The 17,784-nt window shown below is 67.5% G+C and carries 20 protein-coding genes; 12 read left to right on the forward strand and 8 right to left on the reverse strand.

Translation table 11 applies throughout. The features are described from left to right. Nucleotides 1-98 precede the first annotated feature (98 nt). Nucleotides 99-1,502 carry a GntP family permease gene (locus MC380_RS08755; protein ID WP_242164238.1) on the forward strand — a complete coding sequence of 468 codons (1,404 nt, stop codon included), beginning with the start codon at nt 99-101 and terminating at the stop codon, nt 1,500-1,502. A 9-nt stretch (nt 1,503-1,511) separates the two neighbouring features. Here the strand turns inward: MC380_RS08755 and MC380_RS08760 are convergent, their stop codons facing one another. Together MC380_RS08760 and MC380_RS08765 are read right to left on the reverse strand one after the other, a co-directional pair. After that, nucleotides 1,512-3,551, reverse strand: coding sequence for a glycoside hydrolase family 97 protein (locus tag MC380_RS08760; RefSeq protein ID WP_242164240.1), 2,040 nt, complete (start codon nt 3,549-3,551; stop codon nt 1,512-1,514). An 80-nt stretch (nt 3,552-3,631) separates the two neighbouring features. Beyond that, on the reverse strand, nt 3,632-4,765 hold the full coding sequence (locus MC380_RS08765; protein ID WP_242103661.1) for an NAD-dependent epimerase/dehydratase family protein: 1,134 nt from the start codon (nt 4,763-4,765) through the stop codon (nt 3,632-3,634). Nucleotides 4,766-4,939: 174 nt separating this feature from the next. Between MC380_RS08765 and MC380_RS08770 the strand changes: the two genes are divergently transcribed. After that, nucleotides 4,940-5,329: a BlaI/MecI/CopY family transcriptional regulator gene (locus MC380_RS08770; RefSeq protein ID WP_242103660.1), complete on the forward strand. Its 390-nt coding sequence runs from the start codon at nt 4,940-4,942 to the stop codon at nt 5,327-5,329. Continuing rightward, nucleotides 5,322-7,220, forward strand: coding sequence for a M56 family metallopeptidase (locus tag MC380_RS08775; protein WP_242164242.1), 1,899 nt, complete (start codon nt 5,322-5,324; stop codon nt 7,218-7,220). The genes MC380_RS08770 and MC380_RS08775 overlap by 8 nt, the downstream gene beginning before the upstream one ends. A gap of 180 nt (nt 7,221-7,400) precedes the next feature. On the opposite strand, the gene MC380_RS08780 is transcribed toward MC380_RS08775, so the two are convergent. The 3 genes from MC380_RS08780 to MC380_RS08790 are packed head-to-tail and all read right to left on the reverse strand — an operon-like array spanning nt 7,401 to nt 9,652. Then, on the reverse strand, nt 7,401-8,765 hold the full coding sequence (locus tag MC380_RS08780) for an amidohydrolase family protein (protein ID WP_242164244.1): 1,365 nt from the start codon (nt 8,763-8,765) through the stop codon (nt 7,401-7,403). 32 nt (nt 8,766-8,797) lie between these two features. Further along, on the reverse strand, nt 8,798-9,163 hold the full coding sequence (locus MC380_RS08785; RefSeq protein WP_242103657.1) for an STAS/SEC14 domain-containing protein: 366 nt from the start codon (nt 9,161-9,163) through the stop codon (nt 8,798-8,800). Nucleotides 9,164-9,208: 45 nt separating this feature from the next. Then, entirely contained in the window at nt 9,209-9,652 is a 444-nt protein-coding gene (locus MC380_RS08790) for a BON domain-containing protein (RefSeq protein WP_242103656.1), read from the reverse strand. Between the two features lie 361 nt (nt 9,653-10,013). Between MC380_RS08790 and MC380_RS08795 the strand changes: the two genes are divergently transcribed. The 8 genes from MC380_RS08795 (at nt 10,014) to MC380_RS08830 (ending at nt 14,245) form a co-directional block, all read left to right on the forward strand. Further along, entirely contained in the window at nt 10,014-10,688 is a 675-nt protein-coding gene (locus MC380_RS08795) for a protein N-lysine methyltransferase family protein (RefSeq protein WP_242103655.1), read from the forward strand. Continuing rightward, nucleotides 10,685-10,990: a YkgJ family cysteine cluster protein gene (locus tag MC380_RS08800; protein ID WP_242103654.1), complete on the forward strand. Its 306-nt coding sequence runs from the start codon at nt 10,685-10,687 to the stop codon at nt 10,988-10,990. The genes MC380_RS08795 and MC380_RS08800 overlap by 4 nt, the downstream gene beginning before the upstream one ends. An 11-nt stretch (nt 10,991-11,001) precedes the next feature. Further along, nucleotides 11,002-11,244 (forward strand): hypothetical protein, encoded by a 243-nt coding sequence (locus MC380_RS08805; protein ID WP_242103653.1) that lies wholly within the window; start codon nt 11,002-11,004, stop codon nt 11,242-11,244. Nucleotides 11,245-11,302: 58 nt separating this feature from the next. Beyond that, entirely contained in the window at nt 11,303-11,512 is a 210-nt protein-coding gene (locus tag MC380_RS08810) for a hypothetical protein (protein WP_242103652.1), read from the forward strand. A 102-nt stretch (nt 11,513-11,614) separates the two neighbouring features. Beyond that, a complete protein-coding gene (locus MC380_RS08815; RefSeq protein WP_242103651.1) occupies nt 11,615-12,097 on the forward strand; it encodes a YaiI/YqxD family protein in 483 nt (160 codons plus the stop codon). Between the two features lie 84 nt (nt 12,098-12,181). Then, entirely contained in the window at nt 12,182-12,676 is a 495-nt protein-coding gene (locus MC380_RS08820) for a hypothetical protein (RefSeq protein WP_242164246.1), read from the forward strand. A gap of 21 nt (nt 12,677-12,697) precedes the next feature. Next, the gene (locus tag MC380_RS08825) at nt 12,698-13,243 is read left to right on the forward strand and encodes a peroxiredoxin (protein WP_242164248.1); all 546 of its coding nucleotides are present in this window, start codon (nt 12,698-12,700) and stop codon (nt 13,241-13,243) included. A 123-nt stretch (nt 13,244-13,366) separates the two neighbouring features. Continuing rightward, entirely contained in the window at nt 13,367-14,245 is an 879-nt protein-coding gene (locus tag MC380_RS08830) for a ChbG/HpnK family deacetylase (protein ID WP_242164250.1), read from the forward strand. A gap of 58 nt (nt 14,246-14,303) precedes the next feature. Here MC380_RS08830 and MC380_RS08835 read toward each other — a convergent pair whose 3' ends face one another. The 3 genes from MC380_RS08835 to MC380_RS08845 form a co-directional block, all read right to left on the reverse strand. Next, nucleotides 14,304-15,149, reverse strand: coding sequence for an alpha/beta hydrolase-fold protein (locus tag MC380_RS08835; protein ID WP_242164252.1), 846 nt, complete (start codon nt 15,147-15,149; stop codon nt 14,304-14,306). 129 nt (nt 15,150-15,278) lie between these two features. After that, nucleotides 15,279-16,061 (reverse strand): LytTR family DNA-binding domain-containing protein, encoded by a 783-nt coding sequence (locus MC380_RS08840; protein ID WP_242164254.1) that lies wholly within the window; start codon nt 16,059-16,061, stop codon nt 15,279-15,281. Then, the gene (locus tag MC380_RS08845; RefSeq protein WP_242103645.1) at nt 16,058-17,173 is read right to left on the reverse strand and encodes a histidine kinase; all 1,116 of its coding nucleotides are present in this window, start codon (nt 17,171-17,173) and stop codon (nt 16,058-16,060) included. Before MC380_RS08845 ends, MC380_RS08840 begins: the two co-directional genes overlap by 4 nt. Before the next feature lie 216 nt (nt 17,174-17,389). Between MC380_RS08845 and MC380_RS08850 the strand changes: the two genes are divergently transcribed. Then, nucleotides 17,390-17,776 carry a hypothetical protein gene (locus MC380_RS08850; protein ID WP_242103644.1) on the forward strand — a complete coding sequence of 129 codons (387 nt, stop codon included), beginning with the start codon at nt 17,390-17,392 and terminating at the stop codon, nt 17,774-17,776. Nucleotides 17,777-17,784 lie beyond the last annotated feature (8 nt).

Below are 17,784 nucleotides of genomic sequence, written 5' to 3' on the forward strand. Positions count from 1 at the left end.
GCTCCTCGCCTTGAAACAAGCGAGGCCAAGGCATTCGCGGCCAAGGCCGCTCCCACAGGCCGCCGGAGTGCCGCGGGCGGTTCCTGCAGAGATCCCGAATGTCGTTCCTGATCGTCCTCGCCGCGCTGTGCTTCCTCATGTTCGTGGCCTATCGCGGCTACAGCGTGATCCTGTTCGCCCCGATCGCGGCGCTGGGCGCGGTGCTGCTGACCGATCCGTCGCTGGTCGCGCCGATGTTCACCGGCCTGTTCATGGACAAGATGGTCGGGTTCCTGAAGCTGTATTTCCCGGTCTTCCTGCTCGGCGCGGTGTTCGGCAAGCTGATCGAGATCTCCGGCTTTTCCAAGGCGATCGTCAAGGCGACCATCGCAGTCGTGGGCGCACAGCGGGCGATGCTGTCGATCGTGCTGGTGTGCGCGCTGCTGACCTATGGCGGCGTGTCGCTGTTCGTGGTGGTGTTCGCGGTGTATCCGTTCGCGGCGGAGTTGTTCCGTCAGAGCGATATCCCCAAGCGTCTGATCCCCGGCACCATCGCGCTGGGCGCGTTCACCTTCACCATGGATGCGCTGCCAGGCACGCCGCAGATCCAGAACATCATTCCGGCATCGTTCTTCGGCACCACGGCCTGGGCCGCACCGGTACTGGGCACCCTGGGCGGCGTCTTCATCCTAGGCGTGGGCCTGGCGTACCTGGAATGGCGACGCCGCAAGGCGCTGGCCGCGGGCGAAGGCTATGGCGATGCGGCCACGCTGGTGAACGAACCGGCGAGCTTTGCCGGCGGCAGGCTCGCCAATCCGCTGATCGCGATCCTGCCGCTGGTGCTGGTGGGCGTGAGCAACAAGCTGTTCACCGGTCTGATCCCGCGCTTCTACGGGCAGACCCACGAGTTCGTTCCGGCGGTAATCGGCACGCCCGCGCCCGTGGTGCAGGAGGTATCGAAGGTGGCCGCGATCTGGGCGGTGGAAGGCGCCCTGCTGGTTGGGATCGCCACGGTGCTCGCGTTCGCCTGGAAGCCGGTGATCGCCAGCTTCGCCGAGGGCACGAAATCGGCCATCGGCGGTGCCTTGCTCGCCTCGATGAACACCGCGTCCGAGTACGGATTCGGGGCGGTCATTGCCGCCCTGCCCGGCTTCCTGGTGGTGGCCAATGCGCTCAGTGCGATTCCCAATCCCCTAGTCAACGAAGCGGTCACCGTCACCGCCCTGGCCGGCATCACCGGCTCGGCCTCGGGCGGGATGAGCATTGCGCTCGCGGCGATGGCGGAAACCTTCATCGCCAACGCAAATGCCGCGGGCATCCCGATGGAAGTGATGCACCGGGTGGCAGCGATGGCCTCGGGCGGCATGGACACCCTGCCCCATAACGGCGCGGTGATTACCCTGCTCGCGGTCACCGGCCTGACCCACCGCCAGGCCTACAAGGATGTCTTTGCCATCACCCTGGTCAAAACGTTGGCGGTGTTCGTGGTGATCGGCGTGTTCTACGCGACCGGCTGGGTGTGAGGCGCACGATCAGGGTGAAGTCTGCGCTGGCGACGATGGCGCCGCATCCTGCGCACTGCCGATCCTGACAAGCCGGGCCACGTAGCCGCCGCCGGGCGCGAGCTTCAGCGTGAGGCTATCGTTTGCGCCCACCGCCTGGCGTTCGATGCGCACATCACCCGCATAACGATCGGCATTCAAGCCATCCGCGACGATGGTGGCCGCATAGCGGCCCTGTTCCAGGAACGACAGCGGGACTTCGAAGCTGCGCGCAGTCCAGTCGGTCATCGCGGCCACGTACCAGGTGTCGCCAGAACGGCGCGCCAGCACCAGGTAGTCGCCCACCGCGCCCTCGATCGGGCGGGTCTCGTCCCAGGTGGTCGGAATGCCGGCCAGGATGCGGGTGAACTCGGGCGCGGTGCGGTAGTCGGAGGGCGTGCCGGCCAGATACTGCAGCGGGCTTTCGTAGATCACGTACTGGGCCATCTGCTGGGTGCGCGTGCCCTGGTTCATCGGCTGCTCGCCGACCGCGCGGAAGGTCTTTTGCGTGCCGTTCTGCATCGAGCCGCCTTCCCAGTCCAGCGGACCGGCGAGCATGCGCACGAATGGCACGGTCAGGGCATGGTCGGGCGTGACCCGGTCGCTCCACATGTTGAACTCGTGGCCCAGCACGCCCTCGCGCGTGAGCAGGTTGGGATAGGCGCGCTGCATTCCGGTGGGCTTGAACGCGCCGTGCAGGTTGACCACCAGCCGGCGCTGCGCAGCAGCCTTGGCCACCCGCTCGTAGAGCTGCAGGGTCTTCTGGTCGTCGCGGTCCATGAAGTCCATCATGATCCCGCTCGCGCCCCAGGCCGCGTAGCGGTCCAGCGCTTCGTCCAGGTTGCGCTCCAGCGCGTTGGCCTCGTTCCACAGCAACACGCGCACGCCCTTGCTCCGCGCATACGCGATCAGGCCTGGCACGTCGATGGCGGGATTGAGTTTCGTATTGTCGTCGTTGTCCGACCATCCCGCGTCGAACATCATGTACTCGAGGCCGTACTCGGCCGCGAAATCGATGTAATAGCGATACGTGTCGGTGTTGAGGCCGGACACGAAGTCGACCCCGTGCAGCACACGGCTGGTGATCCACTCCTCGGTCGACTTACCCGGATGGATCCACGAGACGTCCTCCAGCGCCAATGGTCGCGCCAGGCGGTAGACCAGATCGTTGCCGACCAGCGCGGCGGCGTCGGGCGCCACCATGAAGACCCGCCACGGAAAACTGCGATCGCCAGCGGTGCGAGCGATGTAGTCCGCGCGCCGGATCACCATGTTCTGCTTGAATTCGCCGCCGAACACCCGCTCCTGCAATGGATAGCGCGCGAACTCGGCGCGCAATGTCGGCGCACCCTGCACGCCGCGCAGCCACAGCCCCGGGTAGTCCCACAGGTCCGATTCGGTGACGCCGACGTAGGCGCCGGACTGCGTGCGCACCAGCAGCGGCAGGAATGCCTGGCGCCCCGGCAGCACGTCGCGCAGCGCGACTTCGGTGTAGTTCTCCTCGAAGCTGGTGTGGAAGCAGTCGAGCTCGGGTTCCTTGCGGCAGGTGGCGAGCGCGATCCATGCCTTGTCCTGATCGCCGAAGCGCAACGTTGCGTGTTCACTGTCGATCGTGACCTCACCGTCGTAGCGGGTCTCGAAACGGTAGGCGACGCCATCGTCGTATACGCGGAACACGGCCGACAACGATTCGCCGAAATCGAGCCTGAGCTCGTTGTAGCGATCGGGGATGAGTGCGCGCTTCTCTGGCACCGCGGGCCGGATCACTTCATCGACCGAGCGCCGTTGCTCGCCGCTGACGGGCGGCAACGCTTCCGCGCGCGTCCGGCCGTCGATATCCAGACCGATGGGGCCTGCACGCACCAGCGTATTGTCGCGATAACGCACTTCCAGCGAGAGCGTCGTTCCTGCCTGCACCACGGCCTCGAGCGGCGCCTGCGGCGCAGCGACGCGAAAGCTCGCGGCGGAGGCGATCGAAGGAACGGCAGCGACGATCACCCACATCGCCAACCCGATTCGAAACAACATCATGCGCATGCCATCCACGGAAGCCGCCTGCGACATGCTACTGCCCGTTGCCTGCGCGGGCGTCGAATCGCGCCGGTTTGTCCCTATCCCCTGCTGGCGTGCCAGAGCCTGAGCCACTCGGCTTCCTGCTCGCGGGTGATCCCGGCATTGAGTTTGGCCTGGCGCTCGCCCGGCAGGCTTCGGAACCAGGCCATCAGCTCGGCCACCGTGGTCGCGAGCGGGCGATAGGTCAGGCCTGCAGCGACGGCGCGCGCGTTGCTGACCTGCCCATAGCCGGCGAATGGACCAGCCTGGCGCGGCACCCAGATCGGAAGGTCGATCTTTTGCGCCTCGACGAATTCCGGGGTGACATGGGTATAGCGCGGATCGCCGCCGACGACCGCTTCGCATCCGGCCAGCATCGCGTCCATGGTGACCGTGTCCCTGGGACCAACGGCATTGAACGTGCCGGTGGTGCCTGCTTCGGCCAGACGGATCATCCATTCGCCCAAGTCGCGGCCGTCGATGAACTGCACCGGATCCTTGCCATCGCCAGGCACGAGCATTTCGCCGCCCTGGGCGACGCGATGCGGCCAGTAAGTGAAGCGGTCGGTCTCGTCGCGCGGACCGACGATGTACCCCGGTCGCACGATGGTGACCTTGTCCCCGAACTGTGTGTGCGCTTCGGCTTCGCTCAGGGCCTTGAGCGGCCCGTAGAGGTTCTCGATATCGGCGCGCAGGCGTTCGATGGTCTCGGCCATCGGGTCCTTGCCCTTGTACTGCGCCAGCGGCGCGCCTTCGTCGATGCCCGGCTTCGAGCCGTCGGCGTACACCGAAATGGTCGAAATGAACAGGTAATGCCCGATGTTGCCTTTGAGCACCCTGCCCGCATCGCGCACCCAGAACGGCAGACTGGTCGGATTGTCGATGGCGACGTCCCACTGACGCCCTTCCAGCGCCTTGAGATCGCCGGTATTGCGGTCACCGTGCAGCTGCTCCACTTCGCCCGGCCATTCCGGCGACGGACGCTTGCCGCGATTGAACAGCGTGACCTTGTGCCCGCGTGCCAGCGCGTAGTTGACCTGGAACGGGCCGGTGAAGCCGGTGCCGCCGAGGATGAGGATGCGCAGCGGTTTTGCAGCGGCTCCGGGACCGGCGCCCCAGGCCAGTGTCGGCAAGGCCGAGCCGGCGGCGGCCAGTGCGCCCAGGCGGATCAGGTCACGACGCGTGGCGCGCATGCGGCAGCTCCGGTATTCGGCCTGTTTGCGGCCAACGCCGCAGTGTTGCACCGGGGCGCCGAGGCACGCGTATGTCGGAAGTCGGGGTGACCGACGCCCCACATAGACAAAAAGTTCTAGACACGATTGTCTAGGTGCGATAGGGTGCGGCCGAACTCCCTGGAAGCGCCCGCGATGTCGAAGGCCAAGCGCCTGCCCAGACCCACCCCCGCCGAACTGGACCTGTTGCGCACGCTGTGGCAGCTGGGCCCTGCTTCGGTGCGGCAGGTGCACGAAGCGAAGCTGCGCGAGCGGCCGGACCTGGCATACGCCACGGTGCTGCGCCTGATGCAGATCATGCATGGCAAGGGCCTGCTCAAGCGCGACGAAAGCCAGCGCTCGCACGTCTATGCCGCCGCACAGCCGCAGAACTCGTTGCAGACCCGTTTGCTGGACGAGCTGATCCACAAGGCCTTCTCCGGCTCGGGCAAGGATCTGGTCCTGGCCGCGTTGCGCGGTGGCCGGGTCAGCGATGCCGAACGCGCGGAGATCCAGCGCTTTCTAGAGGAGACCGGCGATGAATGAGATGGCCGTGGTGCTAGTGCCCGCGCTTGGCACGGCGCTGCTGCATTTCCTGTGGCAGGGTGTACTGATCGGTCTGGTCGCGTGGCTGCTGTTGCTTGTGCTGCGCGATGCGCGTCCGCAGGCCCGCTATGCGGTCGCCTGCGTCGCGCTGCTGGCGTGCGTGGCTGCGCCGCTCGCGAGTGTTTGCCTGGCGTTCCTGGGTAGCGGCGCCGAAGCGTTGCCGACCGCAGGCCGTCTGCTCGCACGCGACGCCGGCGCGGGATCGACGGCCGCGCTGATCCGCCCTGCCCTGCCGACACCACCCGACGTCCTGTTGCCCTGGGTCGTGGCGCTGTGGGCCGTGGGCACCGGCCTGCTGTCGCTGCGCATGGCCGGCGGCGTGCTCTGGGTGCGGCGCCTGTGCCGCGACGCGCATGCAGACACGGGCGGCCACTGGCAGGGCTGCGTCGACCGCCTCGCTGCACGCATGCGAATCGCGCGCAAGGTCGCGCTGCAGTTCACCGACCAGGGCGACAGTCCACTGTCTGCCGGCTGGTGGCGCCCGATCGTGTTGCTGCCGATGGCCGTCGCCGCGCGCATGCCGGCGTCGCTGCTGGAAGCCCTGATCGCGCACGAACTGGCGCATATCCGCCGCCACGACTACCTGGTCAATCTGCTGCAGGGCGTCATCGAAGCCCTGCTCTTCTACCACCCGGTGGTGTGGTGGCTGTCGAGCCGCATCCGCGAGGAACGCGAACTCGTCGCCGACGACCTCGCCGCCACTGCGCTGGGCGAACGCCGCAAGCTCGCCCTCGCCCTGTCCGAACTCGATCGCATGTCGCTCGAGCGATCGCCCCTTCCCCCGCTTCAACTCGCGCAAGCCGCGCACGGAGGTCAGCTCATGTCCCGCATCCGCCAACTCGTCCGCCCCCAACCCCAAGCCACGCGTCGTCCTGGCACCATCGTGTTGCCGCTGCTCGCTCTGGCAGCGGCCGGGATCGCCTTCTACGCGAACGCGCGCATCGCCAACCCGGCAACCGGTTTCGTGCGCGCAACGCCTGCAAGCGTGGTCGCCCAGCCCGTGGCATTGGCGCAGGCCACGGCGCCGGCCGCGCGGGCGACTCCAGCCCCCGCGACCCGTCCGGTGGCGCGCATCTCGATCGGCAACCGCGGCGATGGCGACAGCTATGCGCTGGTGCGCAAGGGCGAGGAAGGCTTCGCGATGTCCGGCAGCAGCGACGACATCGAGCAGATCCGCGCCGCCCAGGGCAGCATCGACGGCGATTTCCTGTGGTTCCGCCGCGACGGTAGGGCCTGGGTCGTGCGTGACGCCGACACGCTCGCCCGGGCCCGGCAAGCGTGGGCGCCGACCGAAGCACTGAACACGCAGATGCAGGCGCTCAATGCCCGGATGCAGCCGCACAGCGAAAAGCTCGAGGCACTCAGCGCGCGCATGGAAACCCTGAGCGAGGCTTCGGAACAGGAAACACCGGAATTGCGCGCCGCTTCAGCACAAATGGAAGCCCTCGGCGAGCAGATGGGCGAGCTCGGCGAACGTCAGGCGGCGCTCGGGGCGCAGCTAGACGACGCCGACGGCAGCCGTCGGGCGCAACTCGAGTCCGAAATGGAGGCGCTGGGCGCGCAGCAGGAAGCGCTGGGCGCACAGATGGAACGGCATTCGGCGGTGATGGAAACGGCCTCCCGGCGCATGGAGCAACAACATGCTCCGATGGAGGCGCTCGGGCGCGAGATGGAAGCCGCCAGCCGGCCGATGGAAGGCATCGGCAAGGAAATGGAGAAGCTGGGCGGGCGGATCGAACAGCAAGCCAAGCTCGCCGACGGCCAGGTGCGCCGCCTGATCGACGATGCCTTCGAACGCGGCCTGGCGAGCCCGGCGCCGGCGCAGCAATAACGGGCGTCAGCGCCTGCCGCATCCGCAGGGCTGGTTCGGAATCGTCGAACCAGCCCTGATTGTTTGCGACGCACTGGCTCGTTCTTCCGGCGAGTTTCGCGCGCCGGCGGGCAAACCGGCGGCACAGAGCTGCGAAGACAACACGGACTCACGCTGCAGCGTTGCCGACGCCGTCCGCCTTCAATCCGCCCGCCGCGCCGCGATCTCCTGCAAGCGTGACTGCAACGCAGCTTCCGGCCACCACTGCCCACCCACCATCACGCCCGTACGGCGTGCGGCATTAGCGATGTCCGCACGTGGATCGGCTTCCAGCAGAACCAGGTCCGCACGCCGGCCCACGGCCACCGTGCCGAAGGCGTCGGGGGTGCCGATCGCGCGCGCCGGGTTGCGCGTGCCCGTGACCAGGACGTCGTACGGCGTCAGTCCGGCGTCCACCATCATCCGCATCTCGCGATGCACCGAGAAGCCGGGCACGTTGAAGAACTGCGGCGCGTCCGAACCCAGCGCGACCGGCGCGCCACCGTCATGCAGCGCCTTGAGCAGTTCGCGTCGCAGGCGCACCAGCGCCTGGGCCGCCTCGGGTCGGAAATCGTCGCGGCGCGCGTACTCGTGCTTCGCGCGCACCCAGGCTTCGCGGACTTCACGCGGCAGATAGCGGAATTCCGGCCAGCGGATCATCGTTTCGGCCGGTTCGGGCGAGGCCAGGTGCTCGATGAAGCTCAACGTCGGCACGTTCCAGGTGCCCGCCGCCACGGTGCGCTGCACCGCATCGTGCATGCGCGAGCGGTCGATCGATCCGATCCAGCCGCTGCCGAACACGCCGGGGTCGCGGCCAGTCACGTCGGATCCCGGTGGCACCAGGAATTCGACGTACCGATCGAGATGGTCGATCGACGCCTGCTTCGCGTCCAGCGCGCCGACCAGCCCCACTTCGAACGGCACGTGGCCGGCGAACGGCAGCTTCAGTGCGTGCGCGGTGTTCGCCATCGCCGCATAAGCCGCACGCGGCATGTCGCCGATCTTGACCAGGTCGAAGCCCGCTTGCTTGGCCTCGCGCACCTCGCGTTCGGCTTCCTCCGCGGTTTTTGCGCTGAGCCACGGACTCGCCGCGACCAGGTTCGGTCCCGCCACCTCGCCGCTATCCACACGCCTGCGCAGGTCGAGGTGCCAGGGGTCGCCGGCCATGTTGCGCACCGTAGTGACGCCGTTGGCCAGGTACAGGAACAACACGTCCTGCGCATATTGCGGGTCGTCCGGACCTGGCACGTGCCCATGCATCTCGGTGAGCCCCGGCATCAGCACCTTGCCAGTGCCGTCGATCCGGAAGGTGCCGGGTGCAAGATCGACGGTGGCCGCGGGCGCGATCTGCGCGATGCGCCCATCGCGCACGATCACCGTGCGATCGCGCAGCAGCGCGTCGCGGTCCATGGGCAGCACATCCACTCCCACGAAGGCGACGGTGACGTTTGCGGATGTGGGGGTGTTCGCGGCAGGTTCCGCGCCGCCGGCTCGCGGTTGCGCGCAGGCGGCGAGCGCCAACGTCATCAGCGATGCAGCAACGACCAACGCGCGCCGCATCAGCCCGCCAGCCACGCTTCGGCCTCGCTGCGCCGCGCCGCCGGGAACGCCTTCAGCTCCATGCCCGGGAACAGCGCTCCTTCGAACTCGCTGATGCCGCGCACCCAGGCGGCGTCGGCGACCACCGCCACGCGGCGGAATCGACGGAACACCCGCAGCAGCTGCGGAATGCGCGCGAGTTCAACGGCCAGCGCGCCGAAGGACGGGAAGTCGAAGTCGCCCACGCTGTAGAGCATCCTGCCGCGCTCGATGTCCTGTGACTGCGCCGCCAGTTCGTCGAGCGCCGCGCGCATGCCGGCGGCGTCGAGCTTGCCCTCGAAGGCGACGTCCACGCGATCGGGCTGAGGTCGGGTGATGCTGATCATGATCCTGGCTTCGTCTTGACGCTAACGGCGAGCCTGGCGCAGCGGCTACGCACGCGCCTGGCCGCTTCCCGTCGAGATGCGGTTGTCGACGCCGTACACGCCGCGCATGACCGACAGAGTCTCGGTGAGCGTTTCGATTTCTCCGGGCGAGGCACGGCCACGCAACACGACGTGCCCGTGGTTCACGTCCACGTTCACCTGCCCCGGATGCGCCACCACCCGGCCCAGCCGGGCGCGGATGCGCTCGTGCAGCCGGTCGTCGTCCACCGGTGCATCGGCCAACGTCGAACGCGCGCGCGCCAGCATTCCCCTGGCCCGGTCCGCGGCCCGGTGCGACTTGGCGCGTACGAACCGCTCGGCGTCATGGGTGGCCGCCAGGCCACGGTCGCGCACCAGCGCACGTCGACGACGCCCGGCCAGCGGATCGAGGTAATACATGACGGCCGCGCCCGCAGCGAAGGCAGCGGCGATCCTGGCAATGCGGTTCATAAGATCCTCCAGTTCGGACGGCTTGATCCAGCGGACGGCTCAATTGGAAAGGATGTCGCAGGTTTCGATAAGCGCGCGCGAAGAAGACGTCAGCTGGGCGCATGGCAATCGGCGCAGTTCGCATTCACGCACCTTCGTGCAGCGGCACGCGCTCGCCCGATACCGGCTTGCCCGCACGGTCCAGGGATTGCGGTCAAAGACCACACAATGCGCGGTTCAGGGGCTCCGCACCGGGGGATGCTAGAATGCCCGCTCGGGCACTATCCCGATCCGCGCGTCTCGCGCGACCCCACGTCGCCCGCCTCGCCCCCGTCCACGCGCCATCGCCCCTGTTGTCTGGGCGACGCTTCATCGGAGCGGCATGCCCGGCTACACCACCCGCAATCTCACGGTCCAGGTCGGCGGCCATCCCTACCGCCTGCGGGTACTCAGCGATCGTCAGCAGTTCGCAGACCCGGACGGCCACGGCGTCCGGATGGGTATTTCCTCCGCGCAATGGAGTCTGTTCGGCCAGCTGTGGCCGGCGGGCCGGTTGCTGGCCCAGGCCATGCACCGCATCGATATTTCCGGCAAGCGCATTCTCGAGATCGGCTGCGGCCTGGGGTTGGCGAGTCTGGTGTTGCAACGACGTGGCGCCGACGTGGTCGCCTCCGACACCCATCCGCTGGCCGAACCCTTCCTGGCCTACAACGCCGCGCTCAACGCTCTGCCGGCCGTCCACTACCGGCACATGCGCTGGGACCACCCGCTGCCGACCCTGGGTGAGTTCGATCTGATCATCGCGAGCGATGTGCTTTACGAACGCGACCACGCGGCCTTGCTGGCAGGCGTGGTCAAGCGCCACGCGCGCCCCGGGGCCGAAGTGCTGATCACCGACCCGGGCCGCGGCAACAGCGCCCCGTTCACCCGCATGCTGGAGGCGCAGGGCTTCGAGCTGACGCGTTCGCGCTGCGCCATGGACGACGACGATGCCGAGAGCGGCCGCGGCAACATCCTCCATTACCAGCGGTGCGCGCCGCCGGAACGCCCACAATGAGTGCCTCGTCGCTGAGCTGTTCCGCCTGCGACGCGGTCTGCTGCCGCCTGACGGTGGTATTGCAACCCGACGACGGCATTCCGCTGCACCTGACCACGCATACCGAGGCCGGCCTGCATGTGATGGCGCGCGATGAAGAAGGCTGGTGCGTGGCGATCGATGCCGCGCGCATGTGCTGCTCGATCTATGGCACGCGCCCGCAGGTCTGTCGCCGCTTCGCGATGGCCGGCCCCTACTGCCGCGAGATCCGCGAGGACTACGCGGACCGCAATACCCGCGGCATCCCACTCGCCATGTACTGAAGGAGATCCCCATGCCACGCCAGAAGAAAACGCCGATTCCACCGTCCAACACCAGTCACCTGTTCGGTGGACGCAAGACCGTCGACCGCGGCGGCGGGGTTACCCGCGAGCGGATCGCCGATGACATGGAGGCGTTCCGCAAGGCCGGCGGCCGGATCGAGGTGCTGGGCATCACGCGTTCGCTGACCAAGATCGACCCCGGGGCCGATACGCCCGCAGCCCCGGCGCACCCGGGACCCAAGTCGCGCCGCTGACCGCTTGCAGGCGCGAAGTTCACCGCAATCCACCCACCACCTCTGATGGAGCACGCCCTTGGCCAAACCCAACTATTCCTTCGAAAAGCGCCAACGCGAGATCGCCAAGAAGAAGAAGCAGGACGAAAAGGACGCACGCAAGCGCGAGGCGCGCAACGCCGCCAAGCCGGCGGAGCCCGAGCCGCCCGCGTCACCTTCGCCTGAAGCGCCTGCAACCAGCACCACCCCGGTTCCGCCCGGACCACGCGTGCATCGCCGGGTGTCCTGACGATTCGGGACGGCATGCGCCGTCCTGCCAGGTCGCCGGATTCGTCGTCCGCGACCCTCCGGCCAGAGTGAACCGGCTCCACGACTGGGGGATCCCCGAGTCGTGAGTCCAGCCGATGCCGAACCCGTGCCTGCGCAGATCTGGGTCGATGCCGATGCCTGCCCGGGCGTGATCAAGGACATCCTGTTCCGCGCTGCCGAGCGGGCGCAGGTCCGGGTCACCCTAGTCGCCAACCAGTGGCTGCGCACCCCACCCTCGCGTTTCGTCCGCAGCCTGCAGGTCGCCGGCGGTTTCGACGTGGCCGACAGCGCGATCGTGGAACGCGTACGGCCGGGCGATCTGGTCGTCACCCAGGACATCCCACTGGCCGCGCGCGTGCTCCAGCGCGGCGGCATCGCCGTCAATCCGCGCGGCGAGCTTTACACCGCGGAGAACATGGCCGAACGCCTGTCGATGCGCAACTTCATGGAAGAACTACGCGGTTCCGGCGTGCAGACCGGTGGCCCGCCGACCTTCCATGCCCGCGACCGCCAGGCCTTCGCCAACCGGCTCGACCACTGGATCGCGCAGCGCCCGCGCCGGTGACTACGGTTCGGGCCGTTGCGCCGGTCGCCCAACCGGCGCAGGCTCTGGGCACCGTCCCGTGGAGGCCACGCCATGCTGTCGTCCATGTCCGCATTCACCCTGTTCCACGTGGCCCTGAGCCTGGTCGGCATCGTCGCCGGTCTGGTGGTGATGGCGGGCCTGTTGCAGTCCCGTCACCTGCCGGGCTGGACCGCGCTGTTCCTGGTGACGACCGCGGCGACCACCGTGACCGGATTCCTGTTTCCGTTCCGCGGTTTCACGCCGGCGCTTGGCGTTGGCGTGGTGTCTTCGGTGGTCCTCGCAGCGACTGCGTATGCGCTGTACGCGCGCCGTCTGGCGGGTCGCTGGCGCGGGACCTATGTGCTTGGCGCCACCGTTTCCCTGTATCTCAATGTATTCGTACTGGTGGTCCAGTTGTTCGACAAGGTCCCGGGCCTGCATGCTCTGGCGCCGACGCAGCAGGAACCGCCTTTTGCCATCGCGCAGGGAATTGTGCTGGTTCTGTTCGTCGCCGTCGGATTCGTCGCTGTGCGAGGGTTCCATCCGGTAGAACTGCCAGTGGACGCCCACGCCGCCTGACCATCCCACGGGAGCCCCGCTATGCGCACTCCGCTCAAGCTTGTCGCCATCGCCATCATCGGCGTCGTGGCATTCGCTTCACCGTCCCTGGCCGCATTGAAAGTCGGCGCGCAGGCGCCGGACTTCAGCGCTCCGGCCTATCTCGCCGGCAAGCCGTTCACCTTCGCATTGGCGGACGCCCTGGAGAAAGGGCCGGTGGTCGTTTATTTCTTCCCCGCGGCCCACACCCCCGGCTGCAACCTCGAAGCCGCGCTGTTCTCCAAGGCGATCGACGAATTCAAGGCGCAGCACGCCACCGTGATCGGCGTCACCGCCGGCAATATCGACCAGCTTGCCGCGTTCTCGAACGAAACCGAACATTGCGGCGGCAAGTTCGCGGTCGCAGCGGATCCGGGCGCGAAGATCGCCCAGCAGTACGATGCGGTGCTGGACAAGAAGCCCGAGTGGTCCAACCGCACTTCCTACGTGATCGCACCTGACGGCAAGATCGTGCACGTCCATTCTGACCTCAATCCCAACCTGCACGTCAGGGAAACGCTCGATGCGGTGAAGGCGCTGGCGAAGTAGCCCGCTGCTCTGCGCGGCTTGCCCGGCCCTGCGACCAATTTTCCAGAGGCCGGACGTGTATTCCGGGATGCGCCGTGCAGCCATTCGAGAAGTGATGCATTACACAGGACACGGAAACGCCTAATGCGAACCACGTTGTTTTACTTCCTGCTCTCGCTGGCCTGCACCCCCGCACTTGCGCAGCAGGATCCATCCGGCGGGCACGACATACGCCTGATCGTCCGCGCCGATGACATGGGCGCCGCGCAGGCGGTCAACGAAGCCTGCATCCAGGCTCATAGGGACGGCATCGTCACCTCCGTCGAAGTCCTCGTTCCCGGCCCGTGGTTCCTGGATGCCGTGCGGCTCATCAAGGAAAATCCCGACATCGACGTTGGCGTGCACCTCGCACTCACCAGCGAATGGCAACTCATCAAATGGCGCCCGCTGACCCATGCGCCGAGCCTGGTCGATACGGACGGTTATTTCCGGCCGATGACCAAACAGGAACCCGGCTTTCCACCCGATACCGGATTCGTCGACGCGCATCCGAAACTGGACGAGGTCGAGCGCGAACTGCGGGCCCAGATCGAAACCGCGCAGCGGCATCTCGGCAAACAGGTGAGCCATGTCTCTGCGCACATGCTCGCCGCCCGGGCGACTCCCGGACTGCAGGCGCTGACCGAACGCCTGGCGCGCGAGTACGGCCTGCGGATGGAAGACGATGGCGTCAAATACGCCGGAAACTTCGGCAGCAACACCTCCACGCCGGAACATCGGGAAGAGGCGCTGGTCGAGCTGCTCGAACGGCTGCCGCCCGGCGACTGGTTCATCGTCGAACACCCTGCCTTCGACACGCCCGAGATGCGCGGCTTCGGCCACAAGGGCTACGAGCGCGTCGCCGCCGACCGTGCCGGCGTGACCTGGGCCTACCTCAGTTCCAGGGTCAGGGAAGTGATCGACCGCCGCGGGATCGAGCTGGTTGGTTTCCCGGCGATTGCGTCGAACCCTCTTTCGAGGTGACTTGCGGCTTCGGCTACGCGGCGCGCGTGCGTGGAGCGGTCGGCGCAAAGGCTCGGGGCTAGGGACCCGGCAGACCGAACAGCCAGCGCACCGCGCGCGGAAATTCGGCACGCCAAGCGGCCTCGTTGTGCTCGGCTTCCGGCACGATGTGCAGCGCCACCGACTTCGCGCCTGCACCCGGCTGTGCGTGCAGGATCGCCGCCATCCGGGCCACCTGCGGCACCGACTCTTCGCCTTCCTTCCCGCCCATGTACAGGTAGACGCGGCTGTCGGCCGGAAGCGGCGTGCGGCGGGCGATGGCGAAAGGCTCGTCGGAGACCCAGTACGAGGGCGAGAACACCCCGGCCTTGCCGAATACCTCCGGATAGCGATGGATGGCGTAGTCGGCCGACAGGCCACCGAGCGAGCTACCGAGGATTGCGGTGTGTTCGCGCCCGGGCAGCGTGCGGTAGTTGGCGTCGACGAACGGCTTGATCGCCTGCACCAGGTCGGCCACGAAGGCGGCGCCCGCATTGGGCAGGAAGCGCACGTTCCAGTAAGGGATCAGCTCGTTGATGCGCAGCCCGTTGCCGTGATCGATGCCCACGACGATGGCAGGAAAATCCTGTTCCTGTGCCAGCGCGTCCATGGCCTCGTCCACGCCCCACTCGCCGACATAGCTGGTGGCGTCGTCGAACAGATTCTGGCCGTCGAACATGTACAACACCGGATAGCGGCGGCTGCCCCGCGCGTAGTCAGGCGGCAGATACACGCGCAGCTGGCGGGCGAACCCGAGCGCCGGCATCCGCAGCGGCGGGGTGTATACGCGCACCGACGGGCCGGCGGTGTGCGCCCGCTCGGCTTCGGCTGCGGGCAGCGCCAAAGGCAGGAGCAGGAGCAGGAACGCAAGGATGCGCGGCAGCATGATCGGTCTCGCCGGTCGGGTCGACGCCCAATGTGCCCGGCGCAAGGCGCCCCTGCCTGTCCTATCGGTCATGGGGAGTGGTGGCGAAGCCGAGGCGGTCCCGGAAATCGTTCGTCCGCCCGCCGCGTCTCAGCCCGCCCTCTCGTCGCGGCGCGTGGACACCAGCCGCAGGAAGGTCTCGTGCTGGTAGCGGCTCATGCGCAGCTGCTGCCCGGTGTCCATGACGACGACGTGGTGGCCGTTGAACCAGGGATGGATCGCCTTGACCCGGCGCACGTTGACGATCGCCGAGCGGTGCACCCGCGCGAAATTGCGCGGGTCCAGCCGCGCCGCCAGCGCGGTCATGGTCTCGCGCAGTTCGTGCACCTGCCCCGCCAGATGCAGCTGCACCGTGTTGCGGCTGGCCTGGATCCAGACGATGTCGTCGACCGGGACCAGCACGACATGTTCCTCGATGCGCACGGGAATGCGCTCCAGGAAGTCTTCCCGTTTGCGCAGCGCATCGAGCATCTCCAGGAGTTTCGCCGATGCCTGCGGGCCCTCGCCGGCGGACAGGCGTGCCTTCGCGCGCCTGAGGGTATCGGCGAAGCGTTCGCGGCCAAACGGCTTCACCAGATAGTCGACGGCATTGGCCTCGAACGCACGCACCGCGTACTGCTCGTAGGCGGTAACGAATACCGTGGCCGGCATGCGCGCAGCGCCGATCGTCGCGACCACGTCCAGGCCGGTGATCGCCGGCATCTGGATATCGAGGAAGACCAGGTCCGGCAACTGGCTGCGGATCGCCTTGACTGCGGACACTCCGTCGCCGCATTCGCCCAGCAGTTCGATCTCCGGATCGTCACGCAACAGGCGCACGATCGCGCGACGTGCGATCGGTTCGTCGTCGACGACCAGGGTGGCGATGCTCATGCCGGCGCCAGCTCCTGTGCGGCTCCGGCTTCGGCGTCCTCGATCTCGCGGAACGGCAGGCGGATGCGGCAGGCCACGCCCTGCGGCCAGAGCATGTCCAGCCGCACGTCCGCGCCATCCCCATACAGTTCACGCAGGCGCAGGCACGTGTTCGCCAGCCCGATGCCGTGTCCCTGCGCGTTCGCGCCGGATTCGAGCGTGCTGTTGCGGTTGCGTACTTCCAGGCACAGGCGGTCGCCTTCGCGCCGGCTCTCGATCTCGACACAGTCGCTGCCCACACGGTTGCCGATACCGTGGCGGATCGCATTCTCGACGACCGGCTGCAGGATCAGGCTGGGCACCGCGCAGGCGAGCGTGTCCGGCGCGATGTAGATCTGCGTTGTCAGGCGATCCTTGAAGCGGGTGCGCTGGATGCCCAGGTACAGCTCGATCAGGACCAGCTCCTGGCGCAGGCTGATCTCCTGGCCATCGTAGTCCTCGAGAAACGCGCGCAGCAGTTCGCTCAGGCGCAGCAACATCTGCTCGGCCGAAGCCTTGTCCTCATCGAGCAGGGTCACGATCGCGTGCAGCGTGTTGAACAGGAAATGCGGCTGCAGCTGCGATTTCAGCGCCAGCAGGCGCGATTGCGCCAGCTCGGTTGCCAGACGGCTCGCCTCCACTTCGCGACGAGTCTTCTCGGCATGGAAATGCAGCGCCTGCCGGATCGTGAACAGCACCCAGTAGGTGAAGAATCCGGTGGCCGAATGCATGCTCAGGAAATACCGGAGCTGCTGCCCGAACGAGCTGGGCTCGAACGCCGTCGACACAAAGGCGCCGATCACCAGCGCCAGCAGGGTCACGCCCACGCTCGCCGGCAGTTGCATGCCAAGTCCGCGCAGGCGCACGGGCGCCTGGATCGGATAGCGCTCGGCCAGGCGGAACACCAGCGGCGCCAGCGCGGCCCAGGTGTACCACTGGATCATCGACCAGCGCAGGTAGACGTGCCCGGGCCAAGTCGTCCCGTTGATCGCATCGTTCATGGATCGCTGAACCGCGAACACGACCACGACCGCCGTCCACAGGGCCAGGTAGCGGAACAGGCCGATTTCCGTGCTGCCGAGGCGGATCTGCATGCCGGTGATCCAGATGAGGCACGGGCATCGTAGGCGCGCACCACGGCCCTGCAAAGCGCCGCGTTGCGCCGGCTACGATTCGCCACCGCGTCACGACGATTCGTCCCGAACCGATAGGCAGGGGCGGCGGCAACCGGCCTGATGGCCGCGCCGGCAGGCAGCGCACATCGCTCGCGCACCGCACCGGCGCCCTCACCTGCAGCCGGAGACACCGCCATGCTGAATCGCGCCGTCCTCGTTTCGTTCCTCGCTTCCCTCCTCGCCGCTACCTCCCATGCCCATGCCGGGGGCGCCGCCACGCGTTACTTCGACCTGGTCAATGCGTCGCACGACAGTGTCACTTCGCTCGCGGTTGCGCCCGCAGGCGACAGCGCCTTCCATCAGATCGACCTCGGGGCACCGCTGCGCGGCGGCGTGACATCGGCCACCGTGGAAATCCCGGAAGGCGATTGCGTGCGCGATTTCCTCCTGGTATTCGCCGATGGCCGCACCCTGATCTATCCCGGAATCGACGTGTGCCGCTACCGCCAGTTGCGTCTGACCCAGCGTGATGGCCGATCTGGCCCGGTCGCGCCGGACCGGGCGCTGGTCCGCGTTCCCTAGGTGTCCGC

The sequence above is a fragment of the Lysobacter sp. M15 genome (assembly GCF_022662515.1).
Taxonomy (GTDB): Bacteria; Pseudomonadota; Gammaproteobacteria; order Xanthomonadales; family Xanthomonadaceae; genus JAKPBU01.